The sequence below is a fragment of the Pantoea sp. SGAir0183 genome, from assembly GCF_043545505.1.
On record NZ_CP028053.1, the window covers coordinates 835,504 to 855,940 of the forward strand.

General features: G+C 53.9%; 14 protein-coding genes and 2 pseudogenes. 7 read left to right on the forward strand and 9 right to left on the reverse strand.

All coding sequences use genetic code 11. The features are described 5' to 3' along the window. Positions 1 to 79: 79 nt before the first annotated feature. The 5 genes and pseudogenes from gshB to C1N59_RS04095 form a co-directional block, all read right to left on the reverse strand. Complete coding sequence (gshB, locus tag C1N59_RS04075) at positions 80 to 1,030, reverse strand: glutathione synthase (protein ID WP_033739652.1); 951 nt, start codon at positions 1,028 to 1,030, stop codon at positions 80 to 82. A 112-nt stretch (positions 1,031 to 1,142) separates the two neighbouring features. Beyond that, a complete protein-coding gene (rsmE, locus tag C1N59_RS04080; RefSeq protein WP_006120849.1) occupies positions 1,143 to 1,874 on the reverse strand; it encodes a 16S rRNA (uracil(1498)-N(3))-methyltransferase in 732 nt (243 codons plus the stop codon). Between the two features lie 74 nt (positions 1,875 to 1,948). Beyond that, positions 1,949 to 2,656: a deoxyribonuclease I gene (endA, locus tag C1N59_RS04085; RefSeq protein ID WP_039339282.1), complete on the reverse strand. Its 708-nt coding sequence runs from the start codon at positions 2,654 to 2,656 to the stop codon at positions 1,949 to 1,951. Between the two features lie 75 nt (positions 2,657 to 2,731). Further along, entirely contained in the window at positions 2,732 to 3,244 is a 513-nt protein-coding gene (locus tag C1N59_RS04090) for a SprT family zinc-dependent metalloprotease (protein ID WP_006120847.1), read from the reverse strand. Positions 3,245 to 3,339: 95 nt separating this feature from the next. Then, a pseudogene (locus C1N59_RS04095) lies at positions 3,340 to 4,005 on the reverse strand (methyl-accepting chemotaxis protein); the annotation flags it as partial. A 174-nt stretch (positions 4,006 to 4,179) separates the two neighbouring features. Between C1N59_RS04095 and C1N59_RS04100 the strand changes: the two are divergent. Beyond that, entirely contained in the window at positions 4,180 to 5,148 is a 969-nt protein-coding gene (locus C1N59_RS04100) for an IS110 family RNA-guided transposase (RefSeq protein WP_394550059.1), read from the forward strand. 17 nt (positions 5,149 to 5,165) lie between these two features. Here C1N59_RS04100 and C1N59_RS04105 read toward each other — a convergent pair. The 3 genes and pseudogenes from C1N59_RS04105 to metK all read right to left on the reverse strand — a co-directional run. Beyond that, a pseudogene (locus C1N59_RS04105) lies at positions 5,166 to 6,440 on the reverse strand (methyl-accepting chemotaxis protein); the annotation flags it as partial. A gap of 234 nt (positions 6,441 to 6,674) precedes the next feature. Continuing rightward, entirely contained in the window at positions 6,675 to 8,066 is a 1,392-nt protein-coding gene (locus C1N59_RS04110; protein WP_006120845.1) for a sugar porter family MFS transporter, read from the reverse strand. 444 nt (positions 8,067 to 8,510) lie between these two features. After that, positions 8,511 to 9,662 (reverse strand): methionine adenosyltransferase, encoded by a 1,152-nt coding sequence (gene metK, locus C1N59_RS04115; RefSeq protein ID WP_110268365.1) that lies wholly within the window; start codon positions 9,660 to 9,662, stop codon positions 8,511 to 8,513. 801 nt (positions 9,663 to 10,463) lie between these two features. Here metK and speA point away from each other — a divergent pair. After that, positions 10,464 to 12,443 carry a biosynthetic arginine decarboxylase gene (speA, locus tag C1N59_RS04120; protein ID WP_394550354.1) on the forward strand — a complete coding sequence of 660 codons (1,980 nt, stop codon included), beginning with the start codon at positions 10,464 to 10,466 and terminating at the stop codon, positions 12,441 to 12,443. Positions 12,444 to 12,602: 159 nt separating this feature from the next. Further along, positions 12,603 to 13,523, forward strand: coding sequence for an agmatinase (speB, locus tag C1N59_RS04125; RefSeq protein WP_033739645.1), 921 nt, complete (start codon positions 12,603 to 12,605; stop codon positions 13,521 to 13,523). A gap of 42 nt (positions 13,524 to 13,565) precedes the next feature. Here speB and C1N59_RS04130 read toward each other — a convergent pair whose 3' ends face one another. Further along, positions 13,566 to 14,321 carry a metalloprotease LoiP gene (locus tag C1N59_RS04130; RefSeq protein ID WP_006120841.1) on the reverse strand — a complete coding sequence of 252 codons (756 nt, stop codon included), beginning with the start codon at positions 14,319 to 14,321 and terminating at the stop codon, positions 13,566 to 13,568. A gap of 269 nt (positions 14,322 to 14,590) precedes the next feature. Here C1N59_RS04130 and tkt point away from each other — a divergent pair, with 269 nt between their 5' ends. The 4 genes from tkt (at position 14,591) to fbaA (ending at position 20,316) form a co-directional block, all read left to right on the forward strand. Next, positions 14,591 to 16,585 (forward strand): transketolase, encoded by a 1,995-nt coding sequence (tkt, locus tag C1N59_RS04135; protein WP_006120840.1) that lies wholly within the window; start codon positions 14,591 to 14,593, stop codon positions 16,583 to 16,585. A gap of 307 nt (positions 16,586 to 16,892) precedes the next feature. Beyond that, positions 16,893 to 17,912 (forward strand): erythrose-4-phosphate dehydrogenase, encoded by a 1,020-nt coding sequence (gene epd / locus C1N59_RS04140; RefSeq protein WP_033739643.1) that lies wholly within the window; start codon positions 16,893 to 16,895, stop codon positions 17,910 to 17,912. 51 nt (positions 17,913 to 17,963) lie between these two features. After that, entirely contained in the window at positions 17,964 to 19,127 is a 1,164-nt protein-coding gene (gene pgk, locus C1N59_RS04145) for a phosphoglycerate kinase (protein ID WP_033739641.1), read from the forward strand. 109 nt (positions 19,128 to 19,236) lie between these two features. After that, the gene (gene fbaA, locus C1N59_RS04150) at positions 19,237 to 20,316 is read left to right on the forward strand and encodes a class II fructose-bisphosphate aldolase (RefSeq protein WP_039339288.1); all 1,080 of its coding nucleotides are present in this window, start codon (positions 19,237 to 19,239) and stop codon (positions 20,314 to 20,316) included. The last annotated feature ends 121 nt before the right edge of the window (positions 20,317 to 20,437 follow it).

Sequence of the window (20,437 nt, forward strand, 5' to 3'; positions counted from 1 at the left end):
TCTCACATGCTTTACCAAAGATAACCGGTGCGTAAAGTCAGCACCGGTGTTGGGTTGATCACGGAGCATGGTCCCAGCGTTATGCTGAGCCCAGACGCTTCTCAATGGCATCCATCAGCATACCGGTGATGGACACAGGGAAAGCGGCCTCGATTTCACGAATGCATGTTGGGCTGGTCACGTTAACTTCTGTCAGTCTATCACCAATAATATCGAGTCCGACAAAAATCAAGCCTTTGGCTTTAAGCGTGGGGCCGACTTTGCGGGCGATCGCCCAGTCACTTTCGCTCAGCGGGCGCGCTTCACCGCGTCCACCGGCGGCCAGGTTACCACGGGTTTCACCGCCTTGGGGGATACGCGCCAGGCAATAGGGAACGGGTTCGCCATCGACGACCAGTACGCGTTTGTCGCCCTCTTTGATCGCTGGCAGATAATTTTGCGCCATGCAGTAGCGGCTTTCATGCTCTGTCAGCGTTTCGGCGATTACGCCAAAGTTTGGGTCATCCTGCTTCACGCGAAAGATGGATGCGCCACCCATGCCGTCCAGCGGCTTCATAATCACATCGCCATGCTCCTGCCAGAATGCACGGAGTTGCTGCTTCGAACGGGTCACCAGCGTATCCGGCGTAAATTCGGCAAACCAGGCGGTATAGAGTTTTTCATTGCAGTCGCGCAGGCTTTGCGGCTTGTTAACGATCAGCGTGCCCTGTTCTTCGGCACGTTCCAGAATGTAGGTGCAGTAGATGAATTCGGTATCGAACGGTGGGTCTTTGCGCATCAGGACGACATCAAGATCGGCCAGTTTGATCTGCTGTTCGCTGCCAAACTGGTACCAGCTCGCGGCATTCTGTTCCACGCTGAGCAGGCGCGTGCGGGCAAAGGCCACGCCGCCGCGCAGGGAGAGATCGTTCATCTCCATATAGTGAATTTCGTAGCCCCGGCGCTGGGCTTCCAGCAGCATTGCAAAGCTGGAGTCTTTCTTAATGTTGATGGATGCGATCGGGTCCATCACGATGCCAAGCTTAATCATTATTCTCTCCTGAAGGAGGCGGCACTAACCGTCTCGTTCCGTTCGGGCAAAAGGGGCTGATCTTTCAGGCTGGCGGTGAGGCTGCATGACCTGAACGTGCTAAAAGTATCGCTTAACCCAGGTCGCCAAACCTCACCTGAAGTGCCGTAATGGCCGTCAGCGCGGTGGTTTCGGTGCGTAAAACGCGTGGGCCAAGCAAAATATCCGTAAATCCATGCTGTGCCGTCATGGCAATTTCTTCAGCGGACAGCCCACCTTCCGGGCCAATCAGCAACCTGACGCGCTCGACCGGTTGGGGCAAGGTGTTAATACTGTGGCTGGCGCGCGGATGCAGATTCAGTTTTAACCCACTTTCCGCTTCACTGCACCAGGCTTCCAGCGTCATCGCCGGACGGATTTCCGGTACCCGGTTACGGCCACACTGTTCACAGGCGGCAATCGCAATCTTTTGCCATTGCTGAATTTTTTTCGCCAGACGTTCGGCGTCCAGTTTGACACCACAGCGCTCAGAAAACAGCGGCGTGATGACATTAACGCCCAGTTCGATTGATTTCTGGATGGTAAATTCCATTTTTTCGCCACGCGACATCACCTGGCCGAGATGGAGATAAAGGGGCGATTCACGATCGTCAGTCTGACTCGTTGTGATGGATACTTTTACACGTTTTTTATCAACTTGCGTGATTTCTGCCGCGAAAGTCAGATTACTGCCATCAAACAGTTCCAGATGCTGTCCGCTGGTCATGCGTAATACGCGACCAACATGGTTAGAGGCATCGTCATCCAGTGTAATCTCACTGCCAACATGCAGCGGCTGTGAGTGAAAAATGCGAGGTATGCGCATAAAGTACCTGAGAGCAAAACGCCGCGCGATCCACGCGGCGAGGCCGTAAAGACAGTTAGTTTAGGGCAGGGATTTTAACGCTTGCAAGCTTCGAGCACATAAGGATTATGATTCCCCTGTACCCGTGCGATACGTTGGTCTCGCTCGCATTCCCACTGGCTGACCGGATAGAGCTTGTTCCAGGCCGTAAATAGCTGGGTTTGCTGGCGCGACAAGCGCAGATGATATTGATCGCGCATATAGAAGTAGGTGCGCGCGATGGCACCGCGGGCCCGTTCTGGTGGCTCTGCCTGTTTGTTTTTAAAATCAATGTGCATGCTGCACTGACCATATTGCTTCTCTGTCCCGTTCCACTGGCTGTAAGCAAAGTTACCCCGGTCGCCGTTTACTTCACCTATTGCCGGTTGCAGATTGTGCAGATCGGTCTCCATATGGCGATAGTCGGCATCTTTACTGCAGTTTTTGCGTCCACCATTCTGCCAGCACTGACGTTGATGACCGAACTCCCAGGCAGGCATCACGTGCTCCCACTCGATGCGCGCGGCACGGTTGGCATTTTTACGCGGTTGATAACCGCAGCTGCTCAGATCAGGTTCGCCCTTTTTACCGTGCCAGGTCATTTTGCAGCCGCAATAAAAACTGCCCGGTGCATCGGCGTTAATCTCGGCCGCATAAGCTTTTGCCTGCTGAAAATTATTCTGATGGTAATTATTCAGGTTAAGCGCGGTAGCATGAAAGGAGGCCAGCAGCAGCGCGGCGGTCATGATTATTTTGCGAGACATATTCCAGTTATCACCTTGATCCTAAAAAGGGCGGCAGGGTACCAGAATGCGGGGGCAGGCGGAATGAGAATCCGGTCAGGATGGAAGGAAAAGGCCGGCTTTTAATACGTTGCCGCAATGGACACAGCGGTATTCGCTTTCGCCGCGAATCACGCGATTATGACGCCGTACGGTAAGGTGGTGCTGCTGACACTGACAGCGGTAGGCAAAGGTGCGACTACGGACGGACGCGACTTCAAAACGGTGGGTACGCTGGGCCGGAACACCGAGGACGGTTTCCATCATCCACTTCCACTCTTTCCCGTGCGGTGCCACGCGACCAAAGGTCTTCCACACCAGCAAATGGGCCAGTTCGTGAGGAACGACTTCATCAATAAACGCCTGTTGGTTCTCCAGCAGCAGCACAGGATTGAGGCGAATCTCCCATTTTTCCAGCCAGGCGGTACCGGCGGCGGTGCCCCGTTGCTGATAAACCAGCGTGGGCTCAGGGTAGGTGCGTTCAAGCATGCGATTAGCGCGCTCAAGAGCATCACGCAGGGCGCGCATAACGGCTTGTTGCAGGGCAATCGGAAGACGAGGTGTTTTCATGGCGCTCAGCATAAGCGCCGCAGAGGCGGAACTCAATATGAATGCGCGGGGCAAAGATGGCGATGCCCGTCTGTCACGACGGACATCGCCACGGCTTAATGGAACTGCGCGACGGTTTGTGCCAGCTGGCGGGCCTGATCCTCAAGCGAACTGGAGGCCGCCGACATCTGCTGAACCAGTGCCGCATTTTGCTGAGTCGTGCCGTCCATTTCATTAACGGCAATGGTGACCTGAGCGATACCGCGCGCCTGTTCATCGGATGCGGCAACAATTTCACCGATGATGCGCTGCACGGATGAAACGGCATTTGTCATTTCATGCATGGTTTTGCCCGCATCATTGACCAGCACAACGCCATTCTCGACGCGCAGCGCTGACTCTTCAATCAGGGCGGCGATGTCCTTTACGGCACTGGTGGTGCGCTGCGCCAGGTTACGCACTTCTGAGGCCACCACGGCAAATCCGCGTCCCTGTTCCCCTGCACGTGCCGCTTCAACGGCGGCGTTAAGCGCCAGAATATTGGTCTGGAAAGCAATGCTGTTAATCAGCGTGGTGATATCACCAATTTTCTGCGAGCTTTCATCGATCTTCGCCATGGTTGTCACGACCTGATCCACCAGCGTTTCGCCACGGTTAGCGATACGGGTGGCAGTTTCCGTCAGGCCTGTCGCCTGTTGTGCGTTGTCAGCGTTCATACGAATGGCCGCGCTAATCTGTTCCATGCTGGCCGCAGTTTCCTCCAGGGCGGCAGCCTGCTCCTTGTATGTCGTTATTTGGTTAGAATCAGGTTGGTCTGGTTTGGCACAGCGTATGCAGCCCGATTGCTCCAGGGGTTTAAAGCCCGTAACTGAGCTGTAAGCGCATACGCTGCGCCACTCATCTGAAGCCCGAACAGTTGTCCGTACTCCATAACGTATCTACAAGGAAGGGTAATCATGGGTCTGCCAAATCAGCTCTGCATCGGTATTGACGTTTCTAAAGCGACGCTGGACGTTGCCGGTCATCACGACATGGCTCAGTTCACGGTGAGTAACGATCCTGAAGGTATCGAGGCACTCATTAAGGTCCTGGCTAATCAGCCCGTTGCGATGCTTTTGCTGGAAGCAACCGGTGGCCTGGAAATGGCCGTTGTCTGCTCTCTTCAGACTGAAGGTTTTGATGTTGCTGTAGTTAACCCCCGGCAGGCCCGCGATTTTGCGCGCGCCATGGGGTATCTGGCTAAGACAGACCGTATTGACGCCCGGGTGCTGGCTCAGATGGCAGAGGTCGTTAACCGCCATCCTGAAAAGAGCCGGTTCATAAAGAAAATGCCCGATGCGGAGCGCCAGATCCTCACAGCGATGGTGGTACGCCGACGCCAGCTGATAGCCATGAGCGTTGCGGAACGTAACCGCCTGCATCCGGCTCATCCTCAGAACAGGAGAAGTATCAGTATTATTTTGCAGGCGCTTGAAGACGAGCTGGCCCGCATTGATGCTGAAATGGACAGGCATATCAGCCTGCATTTTAAAGATCCTGCAGACAGGCTCTGCGCCATTCAGGGTGTCGGAAAAGTGACGGTTGCCGCGCTTCTCGCCGAAGTTCCGGAACTGGGGCATCTCAACCGCAGGGAAATCAGTGCGCTGGTCGGTGTGGCGCCCGTAAACCGTGACTCGGGTACGATGCGGGGACGACGAACCATTTCGGGAGGGCGCGCTGGCGTGAGAACCGCACTCTACATGTCGGCACTGGTCGCTACCCGCCATAATCCGGTTATAAAAGCGTTTTACACCCGCCTTGTCGGCGCAGGGAAAGCAAAAAAAGTGGCTATCGTTGCCTGCATGCGCAAACTGCTCACTATCCTGAATGCCATGTTCCGGAAGAGTGAAAAATGGGACGAGTCGTACCATTTCGTTACCTCTTAGTATGTTGTTCAAGACAGTTGCTCAGTTCGGGAGGACAGGTTCAGGTTGGCGCTGGCGATTTCGCCCGCGCCCTGCTGGACAGAGAGGCTGGCATCTTTGATTTGGCCGACCATCGTCCTAAGCTGTGACTGCATGGTATTCAACGCGTAGAACAGACTACGGCTATCGTCGGGCGCAACGCCAATGCTGTTGTTTAACCGCCCCTCAGCCACAGCCAGCGCGATACGCGCAGCCTCTGCCGGTTCACCACCCAGCGGGCGCATCACTTTGCGACTGAACAGCAGCCCCAGCACGGCACCCACCGACAGGATGCTGATGATCATCAGCCCGATTGCCCAGTACAGCTGGCGGTCAGCGGCCGCCATCACCTGACTGACGGGCGCCACGATCCCGACATACCAGGGTTTATCACTCTTCCCAACGCGCACGGGATACCACGTATACATGGCCTGTTCTTTGAGCACCGGATCGTATTGCTCCGTCACGTTGGTACTGGTGCTGTTTACGTTCCCCGGCCATTTCTTGCCCGCTTCACTTGTATCGGGGGAGGAAATCACGTTACCGCTGTTCGAAATCAGCAGCGCGTAACCGGTGCCTTGCCAGGGTTTGATCTGGTTGATTTTTTTCTGGATAGACGACAGCAGAATATCCGAGCTGACGACCAGTTTTAGCTTATCGTTCACCATGACAGGCGTGGCGACTGAGGTTAACCACTCGGGTTTCGCGCCATCATAGGCGAAGCTGTAGGGTTCAATCAGCGTGTCTTTAAGCGTTTCTTTCGGCAGCAGATAGTAATTGCCCGCACCGGGTTGTAAAAAATCCAGCGCCGGATTCATTTTAAAATGCCCGTCTTTATCCCGATCAATATACCAGGCATAGCGCCCCTCGGGTGGCATTCCCTGCTGGCCGGCGAAAGCTCTGTCACGACCGTCGAAGGCGTTGGGTTCGAACACCACGGTCATCGATACAAAGTCAGGATTTTTCTGCAGGGCATATTCCATGAGCTTATGGGCAACGTTGCGATCGGTCACGCCGGCCGCTGGCAGCGCGGCAAGGCTTTGCCCCAGGTTTTGTGCCGCGTCCAGTGCATGTGTCAGTTCCTGTTGAATTTGTCCGGCATGGCTGGCAGCAATTTGTTGCAGGTAGTCAGCGGCCAGAGATTTTTGCGCTTTTGAAGACTGCCAGCTGAGCAATCCGATGGTCGCTGCAAAGCCCACGACAATCGTCATTCCCCCTGCCAGCAGCATCTGAGCCCGGGTGCTCATTGTCTTTTTAACGCTGGGGTTGTTCATTGGATTTCCTGATGAAAATAAAGTCTGAAAACGGGTTTTTATAAGGGAAACGTCAGGTCATTTATCGGCGTATATTTTTTCGACTTTAACGAAAGAAAAGCGAAGCGGGGCGGCGCAAGCCAGGCGTGGCAGGGTTTGAGCGTGAATACGCTGAGCTGTTGGCGTGGGTAAAGGGTTAAAAAAAGCCAGTCAGTTTACACTGACTGGCTTTCACGGACGCGGGCGCGAAGGAATTTACTGGCCGATATCGCGCAGTTTTTTACCCGCCATCAGGTTACGTTCAATATGTTCCAGCGACACGTTTTTGGTCTCCGGAATGAGCATAACGGTGAGCACAATAAAGAACACGTTCAGCAGCGCGTAAACCCAGAAGGTCGGTGCATTACCCAGCGTGTTCAGCATGGTCAGGAAGGTTGCGCCAACGATCATATTGGCAATCCAGTTGGTGGTGGTTGAAACCGTGATACCAAAATCACGCCCTTTAAGCGGCTGAATTTCGGAACACAGTACCCAAATCAACGGACCGGCTGACATGGCGAAGCCCACGATAAACATCAGCAGCATACCAATGGCGAAGTACTGCGCGCCTGGTGTATGGATGCCCATGTGCAGCATAGTGCCCAGGATGCCCATACCGGCAGCCATGACCAGGAAGCCCAGAATCAGTGTAGGCTTACGGCCCCAGCGATCCACCAGGCCAATGGCGATGAAGGTGGCCAGTACGTTAACCAGACCGACAATAACCGTTCCCCACATCTGCTGAGTCGTATTCGCAAAACCGGCGATCTCAAAGATTTTCGGCGCGTAATACATGATGACGTTCATCCCGGTGAACTGCTGCATCACCTGAAGCAGAATGCCGAGGAAGACCGCGCGGCGGAAGTTGGCGTTATTGGTAAACAGGCCCCAGCCAGACTGCTTCACTTTCAGGCTTTCGCGGATCTCATCCAGTTCGCGTTTTGCCTGTTCACTGGTGTCACGCAGACGATCCAGAACACGCTGTGCGTCGCGGAAGTTGCCTTTCGCCGCCAGCCAGCGCGGGCTGTTCGGCAGGAAGAACACACCAATCAGCAGCAGAATGGCAGGGATCGTGATCACGCCCAGCATCCAGCGCCAGTTTCCGGTAAAGCTAAATGCGGTATCGGAGAGATACGCACCCAGAATACCGATGGTAATCATCAGCTGGTACAGCGAGATCATGCTGCCGCGGATTTTCTCTGGTGCGATTTCAGAAAGGTAAAGTGGCGCGGTATACGAGGCGACACCCACGGCGAGACCTAACAGGACGCGCGCGCAGATCAACATTTCCGGATTAGGTGCCATCGCTGACCAGAGTGATCCAATGACAAACAGAATCGCACCGGCCATCAGGCTTTTTTTACGGCCCAGACGTGATGACATCCAGCCGCTGCCGATAGCACCAATGGCTGCACCAAACATCATGGAGCTGACAATCCACTCCTGTTGGTGGGCAGTAACATTAAAGTCCTTAGCGATAAAGGGCAGGGCACCTGCGATAACGCCGATATCCAGCCCAAAGAGCAGGCCTGCGAGCGCTGCCAGAAAGCAGACAAATAAGGTCATTGCCTTATTTGAGGTTCTGCTTTTATGTGAGTTGCCAGGCATGGTTGCCTCCAAATTATCCATCATTGTTGTTATCGATGTTAAAAAACCTTATCTGGGTTAAAAGTGAGCCCGATCACATTGATGTAATCGCTTACACATGCTGAAACCCTGAAATCCAGCATTTACAACCCAGAAAGGTCAAGTAACCAGTGAGGTATAGTACCCTCGAAGTTTCTGACAATGTCCTGATTAACGCCTATCAGATGACGCTGAAAATAACGCATTTTTAAAAGAATAACTACGGCGATAAATTCCTAAATAGCCGATATTTAAAGCGTTTCAAATTGTAATCGTTAACACAAGGGCAGGGTACAAACTGAAAGAAAGTGTAGTTGAGTTAAAAAAATGTGCCGCAGGAAAAAAGCGGAGGACGAATGCGGGATAAAGCCCATTAAAAAGCCCCGCCATCGGGCAGGGCTTTCAGGTGCACTTACTCACCAATGCTTACAGGCCAGCGGCCTCGCGCAGCTGTGCCGCTTTGTCGGTTTTTTCCCATGGGAAATGTTCGCGGCCAAAGTGGCCGTAAGCAGCCGTTTCTTTATAGATTGGGTGCAGCAGATCCAGCATCTGAATCAGACCGTATGGACGCAGGTCAAAGAATTCACGGACCAGCAGCGTCAGCTGTTCAGTAGAGACTTTCTCGGTACCAAAGGTTTCCACCATGATAGATGTCGGCTCTGCCACGCCGATGGCGTAGGAAACCTGAATCTCACACCGATCGGCCAGGCCAGCTGCCACGATATTTTTGGCAACATAGCGCGCAGCGTACGCCGCGGAGCGGTCAACTTTTGAGGGATCTTTACCTGAGAATGCGCCGCCACCGTGACGCGCCATCCCGCCGTAGGTATCGACAATGATTTTACGACCGGTCAGGCCACAGTCACCCATTGGACCGCCGATAACAAAACGGCCGGTTGGGTTGATGTGGTATTTGGTGGACGCGTTCAGCCACTCAGAAGGCAGTACCGGCTTGATGATTTCTTCCATCACCGCTTCCTGCAGATCATGCTGGCTGATGGCTTCGCTGTGCTGAGTCGAGAGCACGACCGCGTCGATGCCTACAATCTTGCCATTGTCATACTGGAAAGTGACCTGGCTTTTCGCATCCGGGCGCAGCCATGGCAGCGTGCCATTTTTGCGGACTTCAGCCTGACGCTGAACCAGACGATGCGCATAGGTTACCGGGGCGGGCATCAGCACGTCGGTTTCGTTGGTTGCGTAGCCGAACATCAGGCCCTGATCGCCTGCACCCTGTTCCAGCGGATCGCTGCGGTCAACGCCCTGGTTGATGTCCTGAGATTGTTTACCGATGGCGCTTAACACGGCGCAGGAATTGGCATCAAAGCCCATATCGGAATGAACATAGCCGATTTCACGTACGGTATTACGGGTGATTTCTTCGATATCAACCCAGGCGCTGGTCGTGATTTCGCCGCCGACCAGAACCATACCGGTCTTCACGTACGTTTCGCAGGCCACGCGCGCTTTAGGATCCTGCTCCAGGATCGCATCAAGCACCGCATCGGAAATCTGGTCAGCGATTTTATCAGGATGTCCTTCTGATACGGACTCGGATGTAAAAAGATGTTTAGCCATTATGTTCTTTACCTTACCAATGGTTTGAGTTCGACTGCGTAGCGCAAGTGAGTGTTAGCTGACTTAACGCCCCTTAAGGCAAAGCCGCGAGCAGTCAGGTAGTGTCAGCACGCCAGGCCAACACCGCCTGGATATTAACCTGTTTAGATGGAAAACCATCTGGACGTCTATTTTAGGTTACGAGATGAGCGAATTACCAGCCCTTTTTTCTGATGCACTGCCGGCCTGGTGCTGAGTAGTGAATAATGCTGCGGGCAGGGCCAGCATTAAGCGAATAATCTCTTTGCATTTTTCAGGCGCAAATTGTATAAAACGCCGCTGCGTTTGCAGCAGAAAAAGGATGACGCGCTATCGCGTCGCGCCCGTCAGACCACTGTCTGGCTTTCACCCTGATGGTTTGCCACATGACGGCGTCATGTGCGGAGGTGATACACGTCATGAGCCTTATCTTCTCCTTCACGGCTTCTTTGCGTGCTGGCTTTGCGTCAGCGTTATCCTGTTTCCCGTCTTTATTTCTTTCCTGCCACCCTTTTATTCGCTTCGGTAATTATCCCGACACAAGCGCTGGCTAACCTCTGACACGTCATCGTGGGCAAGTGGCCCGACCGACGTGGTGTGAATTATTCGCGGCCCTTTTTTCCCCTGTCGTGGCGGAGTGTTTTACACTTAGGTCATGCAAGGGGATTATCTGGGCGCGTGACGCTGACAGAGCATGACGTAATATGTGGCAACGAATTTCCCTACATCCGGCTGTTGAGTCGGATTACAGTATTATCTTTCAACGGAAAATTGAGGTTCGTGATGTCTGACGGCATGAAGAATATCAAGGGTTCGTCAGCTGGCGAACAAGGTGCTCTCCGCTCTATGCAGGAGGTGGCGATGAACGATCAGGACGCCAGCCTGATGCTGCGGACCTATAACATTGCCTGGTGGGGCAATAACTATTATGACGTGAATGAACTGGGTCATATTAGTGTCTGTCCCGACCCGGATCGCCCGGACGTGCGCGTTGATCTGGCAAAACTGGTGAAAGAACGTGAGGCGCAAGGCCAGCGTCTGCCGGCGTTGTTCTGTTTTCCGCAGATCCTTCAGCACCGCCTGCGCTCAATCAACGCCGCGTTCAAACGCGCGCGTGAATCCTATGGCTATACCGGTGACTACTTCCTGGTTTATCCCATCAAGGTTAACCAGCACAAACGCGTGATTGAATCGCTGGTGAACTCCGGTGAGCCGTTGGGCCTTGAAGCCGGATCAAAAGCGGAACTGATGGCGGTGCTGGCGCATGCCGGCCACACCCGCTCAGTGATTGTCTGTAACGGTTATAAAGATCGTGAATACATTCGTCTGGCGCTGATCGGCGAAAAAATGGGGCACAAGGTTTATCTGGTTCTGGAGAAGATGACCGAAGTGCGCCTGGTGCTGGAAGAAGCGGAACGCCTGAATGTGGTGCCGCGCCTCGGCATTCGTGCGCGTCTGGCGTCGCAAGGTTCCGGTAAATGGCAGTCGAGCGGTGGCGAGAAATCCAAATTTGGCCTGTCTGCCACGCAGGTGCTGAAGCTGGTTGAAATCATGCGCGAAGCCGGACGCATTGACAGCCTGCAACTGCTGCACTTCCACCTTGGCTCTCAGATGGCGAATATTCGCGATATCGCCACCGGCGTGCGCGAGTCGGCACGTTTTTACGTGGAGCTGGCGAAGCTGGGCGTCAACATTAAGTGCTTCGACGTCGGCGGCGGCCTGGGCGTGGATTATGAAGGGACGCGTTCACAGTCTGACTGCTCGGTAAACTACGGGCTGAATGAATACGCTAATAATGTTATCTGGGCCATCGGTGCCGCCTGCGACGAACACGGACTTGAACATCCTACCGTCATCACCGAGTCCGGTCGCGCCGTAACGGCGCACCATACGGTGCTGGTCTCTAACATCATTGGTGTTGAGCGGAACGAATTCAGCAAACCTGAAGCGCCCGATATCGATGATGCGCCACGTCCTATCCTGAGCATGTGGGAAACCTGGCAGGAGATGCACGAGCCGAATACGCGCCGCTCTCTGCGTGAATGGCTGCACGACAGCCAGATGGACCTGTTTGATATTCACACCGGCTATTCGTCAGGCATTTACAGCCTTAAGCAGCGCGCCTGGGCTGAACAGCTGTACCTGAGCATTTGCCATTATATTCAGCAGCATCTGGATCCCAGCAACCGCGCACATCGCCCGATTATTGATGAGCTGCAGGAGCGCATGGCGGATAAGATCTATGTGAACTTCTCGCTGTTCCAGTCGATGCCGGACGCGTGGGGCATCGATCAGCTGTTCCCGGTGCTGCCACTGGAAGGCCTGAATAAAAAGCCCGAACGTCGGGCCGTGCTGCTGGATATTACCTGTGACTCCGATGGCACCATCGATCATTACGTGGATGGCGACGGCATCGCGACGACCATGCCGATGCCGGAATATGATGTTGAGAACCCACCGATGCTGGGCTTCTTTATGGTCGGCGCGTACCAGGAAATTCTGGGCAACATGCACAACCTGTTTGGTGATACCGAAGCGGTGGATGTCTTCGCATTCCAGGATGGCGAAGTGGAAGTACAGCTTTCCGATGAAGGCGATACCGTGGCCGACATGTTGCAGTATGTGCAGCTGGACCCCAATGAGCTGATGATGCTGTTCCGTAAACAGATTCAGACTTCTGAACTGGACGAAGACCTGCGTGAGCAGTTCCTGCAGGAGTTTGAAAGCGGTCTGTATGGCTACACGTATTTAGAAGACGAATAACGCCCTGCGAAGCGCTTGCAGCCGGGCGGGACATTGTTGATAATCGGCGGCAACACATCCCTTCCTCGTCGGGCCTAACGACGCGGAGGGGATTTTTTTTATCTCAACCTGAAAGGTGTGCGGGCACGGCCCGGTTCAGACATTAACAGAGGACGACTTATGTACAATACCCTCGGTAATCAGTACGACAATTCACTGGTTTCTAACGCCTTTGGTTTTATGCGTTTTCCAGTCAATTTTCAGCCTTACGACAGCGACGCAGAGTGGGTGATCACCGGCGTTCCGTTTGATGCAGCAACCTCTGGCCGTCCAGGCAGCCGTCTTGGCCCTGGTGCCATCCGTCAGATTTCAACGAATCTGGCCTGGGAAGGCTGTCGCTGGCCGTGGGATTTTGACCTGCGTCAGCGCCTGAATGTCGTCGACTGTGGCGATCTGGTTTATGCCTTTGGCGACTCTCAGGACCTGTCTGACAAGTTGCAGGCTCACGCAGAGAAGCTGCTGGCTAACGGTAAACGTATGATGACGTTTGGCGGCGATCACTACGTCACGCTGCCGCTACTGCGTGCCCACGCGAAGCACTTCGGTAAAATGGCGCTGGTGCACTTCGACGCGCATACCGATACCTATTCTAACGGCCCCACGTTTGACCATGGCACCATGTTCTTTACGGCGCCAAAAGAGGGCCTGATCGATCCGCAGCACTCCGTCCAGATCGGTATCCGTACCGAGTTCGATAAGAGCCTGGGCTTTAACGTGCTGGATGCGGCGCAGGTTAACGACCGCAGCGTGGACGATATCCTGGCGGAAATTAAGCGCACCGTTGGCGATCTGCCGGTTTACCTTACCTTTGACATTGACTGCCTGGACCCTGCGCATGCGCCGGGTACCGGTACGCCAGTGATCGGTGGCTTAACGACCGATAAAGCGACCAAGTTGATTCGGGGTTTGCAGGGCATGAATATTGTCGGGATGGATCTGGTGGAAGTGGCCCCGGGCTATGATCACGCCGATCTGACCGCGCTGGCTGCCGCAACGCTGGCACTGGATATGTTACACGTTCAGGCCGCCAACAAAGGCTAATGCCACAGCGGGATAACGCAGCGTTATCCCGCTGATTCAGGCTTACTTGCTGTCTGCCGCGATACGATCGCGAATGTGTTGTGCGCGGGCTTCAGAATCAGGGTGCGAATCGAACATAGAGCTCTGGCGACCCTGTTCCAGTTTCGCCAGTTTTTCAAAGCTGGTCGCTAATCCGACAGGGTCAATTCCCCGTTTTTTAAGCAGATCGTAAGAGTAGTCATCCGCCTGCGTTTCCTGAGTCTGGGAGAACTGCGCATTCACCAGTTTTTCGCCCATATCGCCCAGTTGTGACTGCGACAGCGAGCCAATGATGCCTCCTACGGACGCGGCAGCGGTGCGCGCGGCGGTCGTGGTAAAGGCAACCTGCATCGCTTTACGTGTATGGCCCAGCGCGACGTGACCCATTTCGTGCCCCAGCACCGCCTCCACTTCATTGTCGTTCATCATGTCCATCAGGCCGCTGTAAACGCGAATACAGCCGTTGGCCATCGCCCAGGCATTCACATCTTTGGTCTGGTAGACCTTATAGTTAGCCGGCGTACCGTTAATGTTGTCGCCCAGTGCGGCCGCGATTTTATTCAGACGTTGCTGGTATTCGCTGTTCGCCGGCGCGACCTGATTGTCTTTGTCCATCTGGGCACAGGATTGATCGCTCAACTGCTTCACCTGGGCATCGCTTAATGTGTACGCCTGGAAAGCCTGTGCACCTGACTGCAGCAGGCCGTTGTTATTCATCCCCTCGCAGCCACTTAACAGCGCGATCATCCCCAAAGCCAGTACCGTTTTCTGAATTTTCATTCCATCTTCCCAATAGTAACAAGATAAAAAACAATCACCTGACGCGGTGGCTGGTGATCGAACTTACTGGTTATAGTCGGCGGTAAACCGTTTTGCTAGCAGACATTACCGGAAAAGCCAAACGCGCCGGGCATATTTCGCGTTTTACGACATTACTTTTAGGCCGTTTTTCATGTACATTGTTGTGAAAGTTTCCCCTCGCTTTGCCCGATAACTGATTAATTACAAAAGGTTAAGGCGCAAATCGTTAATCCGAAATGGAGTAGAAGATGCCCTCTCGTAAAGATCTTGCCAATGCCATTCGCGCGTTAAGTATGGATGCAGTGCAAAAAGCTAAATCGGGACATCCGGGTGCCCCTATGGGCATGGCGGATATCGCCGAAGTGTTATGGCGTGGCTACCTGAATCATAATCCAACTAACCCATTGTGGGCTGACCGCGACCGTTTTGTGCTGTCGAATGGTCACGGTTCGATGCTGATCTACAGCCTGCTGCATCTGACCGGTTACGATTTGCCCATCAGCGAACTGGAAAACTTCCGTCAACTGCACTCTAAAACCCCGGGTCACCCTGAGTACGGCTACACCGTTGGTGTGGAAACCACCACCGGTCCGCTGGGCCAGGGCATTGCCAATGCCGTGGGTTTTGCCATCGCTGAGCGCACATTAGCGGCGCAGTTCAACCGTCCGGGTCATGACATCGTAGACCATAACACCTGGGTGTTTATGGGCGATGGTTGCATGATGGAAGGCATCTCACACGAAGTCTGCTCACTGGCCGGTACGCTGAAGCTCGGTAAGCTGGTGGCCTTCTATGACGATAACGGTATTTCAATCGATGGCCATATCGACGGCTGGTTTACCGATGACACCGCTAAGCGTTTTGAAGCCTATGGCTGGCATGTGGTGCGCGGTGTGGATGGGCATAACGCGGATGCGATCGCGAAAGCCATCGAAGAAGCGAAAGCCGTAACCGATAAGCCTTCACTGCTGATGTGCAAAACCGTGATTGGTTTTGGTTCACCAAACAAAGCGGGCACCCATGATTCACATGGCGCGCCACTGGGTGACGACGAAGTGGCCTTGACCCGTAAGCAACTGGGTTGGGAGTATCCGCCATTTGTTATCCCGTCTGAGATTTATGCCGAGTGGGATGCTAAAGAAGCGGGCCAGGCGAAAGAAGCCGCGTGGAATGAAAAATTTGCCGCTTACGCCAAAGCCTTCCCGGAACTGGCTGCCGAATTCAAACGTCGCATGAGCAACGAACTGCCAGCTAACTGGCAGCAAGAGTCGCAAAAATTCATTGAGCAGTTACAGGCGAACCCGGCGAAAATTGCCAGCCGTAAAGCCTCGCAGAATGCGATTGAAGCGTTTGGTAAGATCCTGCCGGAATATCTGGGCGGTTCAGCGGATCTGGCACCCAGTAACCTGACTATCTGGTCGGGATCTAAGCCAATCAATGAAGATGCTGCGGGTAACTACATCCATTATGGTGTGCGTGAGTTTGGTATGACCGCGATTGCTAACGGTCTGGCCCTGCACGGCGGTTTCCTGCCGTATACCGCAACCTTCCTGATGTTCGTGGAATATGCGCGTAACGCGGCACGTATGGCTGCGCTGATGAAGATCCGTCAGATCATGGTGTATACCCATGATTCAATCGGTCTGGGTGAAGATGGCCCGACGCACCAGCCTGTTGAGCAGATGGCAAGCCTGCGCACGACGCCGAACATGAGCCTGTGGCGTCCGTGTGACCAGGTTGAATCTGCCGTGGCGTGGAAATATGCCATTGAGCGTAAAGACGGTCCAAGCGCCCTGATCTTCTCGCGTCAAAACCTGGCACAGCAGGAGCGTACACCCGAGCAACTGGCCAACGTGGCCCGCGGTGGTTATGTCCTCAAAGACAGCGCAGGCACGCCAGAACTGATTCTGATTGCCACCGGTTCCGAAGTGGAACTGGCCGTCGCGGCTTACCAGAAACTTACTGAAGAAGGTCGCAAGGTGCGCGTGGTGTCTATGCCATCGACCGATGCTTTCGATAAACAGTCCGAAGAATACCGTGAATCTGTTCTGCCAAAAGCCGTTGCGGCGCGCGTCGCTATTGAGGCTGGTATCGCCGATTACTGGTTTAAATACACCGGGCTGAACGGGGCTATTGTTGGGATGACCACCTTTGGTGAGTCGGCTCCTGCTGAGAAGCTGTTCGAAGTGTTCGGTTTCACGCTCGACAACGTTGTCGCAAAAGCAAAAGCGTTGCTGGCGTAATGCCACAATCCTGACGCGTGCCTGCGCGTCAGGATAGCAATAAAAAGGGGGCGCTTTCTGCCCCCTGACTGACGCAATTATTCCTGGAGTAATCGCTCATTTTTGCTCAATTATGTGATGCAGATCCAAAAATTCGCAGCTCGCTTGATCGCAGTCATTCCTGTTATTCCTCACTTCTATTATTCTCGCTGAACCGTTTCAGTTATGGCGCGTTCACCCTGCATCGGGTAAGAATCTCCTGTACAAAACGTGGTGAAACGCTCAGGCTATCTGCACCTTTTTTTCAGTCTGGTTTGGCAGGAGAAAGATGACCATTCGGGTTGCAATAAACGGCTTTGGTCGCATTGGACGCAACGTGTTGCGTGCACTGTATGAAACGGGACGCCGTGCTGAAATCACCGTGGTGGCGATTAATGAGCTGGCGGAAGCCGCAGGCATGGCGCACTTATTAAAATACGACACCAGTCATGGCCGTTTTGCACTGGATGTTCGCCAGGAGCGGGACCTGCTGTGGGTGGGAGAAGATACCATTCGTATTCTGCACCACGCCGGACTGGACGCGCTGCCCTGGCGCGAACTCAATGTCGATGTGGTACTGGACTGTACCGGCGTTTATGGTTCCCGCCAGGATGGTGAAGCTCATCTGCGCGCTGGCGCTAAAAAAGTCCTGTTTTCCCATCCGGGTGGTCACGATCTTGATGCTACCGTCGTGTACGGTGTTAACGAGCAGGAACTGAAACAAACGGACTGTATTGTCTCGAATGCCTCCTGCACCACCAACTGCATTATTCCCGTGATTAAGCTGCTGGATGATGCGTTTGGGATTGAGTCGGGCACGGTGACGACGATCCATTCGGCGATGCACGATCAACAGGTGATCGATGCTTATCACAGCGATCTGCGCCGCACGCGTGCAGCCAGTCAGTCTATTATTCCGGTGGACACGCGCCTGGCGGCAGGCATTACGCGTATTTTTCCGAAATTTAACGATCGCTTTGAAGCCATTGCAGTGCGTGTGCCGACGATCAACGTGACCGCCATTGATCTCAGCGTTTCTGTGCGTCAGCCGGTTAAGGCCTGTGAGGTTAACGCCTTGTTGCTGAGCGCGGCAGAAGGGGCGTTTCGTGGTATAGTTGACTATACGGAGTTGCCGTTAGTCTCAATAGATTTCAACCATGATCCGCACAGTGCCATTGTGGACGGTACACAAACGCGGGTCAGCGGTCAGCATCTGATCAAAACCCTGGTCTGGTGCGACAACGAATGGGGCTTTGCTAACCGAATGATCGACACGACGTTAGCGATGGCCGCAAGCGGTTTCAGGTAAGACGCGGTTTGCGTCTGGCAAAACTTATGAGAATCAACGAGAGGGTTCACCATGTCCGTAATTAAGATGACCGATCTGGATCTTGCTGGCAAACGCGTTCTAATCCGCGCCGATCTCAACGTGCCGGTAAAAGAAGGGAAAGTGACGTCAGATGCACGTATCCGTGCGTCTCTGCCTACTATCGAAGCAGCCCTGAAGCAGGGCGCTAAAGTGATGGTTACCTCTCACCTGGGTCGTCCAACCGAAGGTGAATACAACGACGAATTCTCACTGCTGCCTGTAGTGAACTACCTGAAAGAAAAACTGAACGGCACCCCGGTAACGCTGGCGAAAGACTACCTTGACGGCGTCGATATCGGCGCGGGCGAGCTGGTTGTGCTGGAAAACGTTCGCTTTAACAAAGGCGAAAAGAAAGACGACGAGGCGCTGGCAAAAAAATACGCAGCACTGTGTGACGTGTTCGTGATGGATGCTTTTGGCACCGCGCACCGCGCCCAGGCCTCTACACACGGCGTGGGTAAATTTGCGCCTGTCGCCTGTGCGGGCCCGCTGCTGTCGGCTGAGCTGGACGCGCTGGGTAAAGTGATGAAAAACCCTGAGCGTCCGCTGGTGGCCGTCGTCGGTGGTTCTAAAGTCTCAACCAAATTTGATGTGCTGCAGTCGCTGGTCAAGATTGCGGACACCGTGATTGTCGGCGGTGGCATTGCGAACACCTTCGTCGCTATCGATAACAAAGTGGGTAAATCGCTGTATGAGCCAGACTTTGTTGAAGCGGCAAAAGGTCTGCGCGATCAGTATGGTATTCCTGTCCCAACCGACTCACGCGTTGGCACGGAATTCTCTGAAACTGCCCCGGCAACCGTGAAAAAGGTTTCGGAAGTGGCAGATAACGAAGAGATTATGGACTTCGGCGACGAAACCGCTCAGGCCATGGCAACCATCCTCAAGAATGCGAAAACCATTCTGTGGAATGGCCCGGTTGGTGTGTTTGAGTTCCCGAACTTCCGTAAAGGCACCGAGATTGTCGCTAACGCGATTGCAGACAGTGACGCGTTCTCTGTTGCAGGTGGCGGTGATACGCTGGCTGCTATCGATCTGTTTGGCATTGAAGACAAAATCTCCTATATCTCGACGGGCGGCGGCGCGTTCCTTGAGTTCGTTGAAGGCAAAAAACTGCCTGCCGTTGCCATGCTGGAAGAGCGTGCGAAGCAGTAATCCTTTGGGGGCAGTGCCTGGCGGCACTGCCTGAAAACTCGCCCGATACCGGGCGTTTAAATCGCTGTCCCCATGTTGGGGATAACCGGTCACGAAACAGGACACAATCATGTCTAAAATTTTTGATTTCGTAAAACCCGGCGTTGTCACTGGTGACGACGTTCAGAAGATCTTCAAAGTAGCGAAAGAGAATAAATTCGCTCTGCCAGCGGTTAACTGCGTCGGTACTGACTCAATTAACGCTGTGCTGGAAGCCGCCGCGAAAGTTAAAGCCCCGGTTATCGTACAGTTCTCTAACGGCGGTGCTGCGTTCATCGCCGGTAAAGGTTTTAAAACCGACAAGCCACAGGGCGCCGCCATTTTCGGTGCGATCTCTGGCGCACAGCACGTGCATCTGATGGCTGAACAGTATGGCGTGCCGGTTATCCTGCACACCGACCACTGTGCCAAAAAACTGCTGCCGTGGATCGACGGTCTGCTTGACGCAGGCGAAGAGCACTTCAAAAAAACCGGCAAGCCGCTGTTCTCTTCTCATATGATCGACCTGTCTGAAGAGTCACTGGAAGAAAACATCGAAATCAGCAGCAAATACCTGGCGCGCATGGCGAAAATCGACATGACCCTGGAAATCGAACTGGGCTGCACCGGCGGTGAAGAAGATGGCGTGGACAACAGCCACATGGACGCTTCCGCCCTGTACACCCAGCCAGAAGACGTGAACTACGCGTACGAAAAACTGAATGCGATCAGCCCGCGTTTCACCATTGCGGCATCCTTCGGTAACGTCCACGGCGTTTACAAACCCGGTAACGTGAAACTGACCCCAACCATCCTGCGTGACTCCCAGAAATTTGTCTGTGAAAAACATGGCCTGCCGCACAATGCGCTGGATTTCGTGTTCCACGGTGGTTCAGGTTCTTCTGCTGCAGAAATCGAAGAGTCTATCAGCTACGGCGTGATCAAGATGAACATCGATACCGATACTCAATGGGCGACCTGGGACGGTATTCTGCAGTACTACAAAAAGAACGAAGGCTATCTGCAGGCGCAGCTGGGTAACCCAGAAGGCGCTGATAAGCCGAACAAGAAATACTACGATCCACGCGTCTGGCTGCGCGCTGCGCAGGCATCCATGGTGGTGCGTCTGGAGCAGGCGTTCAAAGAACTCAACGCCGTTGACGTTCTGTAAGTAGCGTTGCTCAGCGCTGAGGTCTTCAGGACGTCAGCGTGACTGACTCTGTCCCGATCAGCCGATCGGGACTTTTTTTATCCCGCCTTTGCACACCTTTCTCTTTGCGCTTTTGATAAGT